The following is a 237-nucleotide window of genomic DNA, read 5'->3' on the forward strand; positions in this document are numbered from 1 at the left end:
TTCGGCAATCTGTTCGCCCACGGTGAACACCGGGTTGAGCGAGGTCATCGGCTCCTGAAAGATCATCGCGATGTCGGCGCCGCGCACGCCGCGCATGGCGGCTGAGCTGGCGTTGGCCAAGTCCAGCACCTCGCCGTTGCGGCGGCGCAGATGCATCTGCCCGCCGACGATCTTGCCGCCGCCGTGTTCCACCAGCCGCATCAGCGCCAGCGACGTCACCGACTTGCCCGAACCCGA

1 pseudogene is annotated in these 237 nt (G+C 67.5%); it reads right to left on the reverse strand.

Features of this window, described 5'->3' with window-relative positions:
* Window positions 1-237 (reverse strand): annotated as a pseudogene (locus KB213_RS12330) (glutathione ABC transporter ATP-binding protein GsiA); the annotation flags it as partial.

It is taken from the genome of Neokomagataea anthophila (genome assembly GCF_018122595.1).
GTDB lineage: Bacteria > Pseudomonadota > Alphaproteobacteria > Acetobacterales > Acetobacteraceae > Gluconobacter > Gluconobacter anthophilus.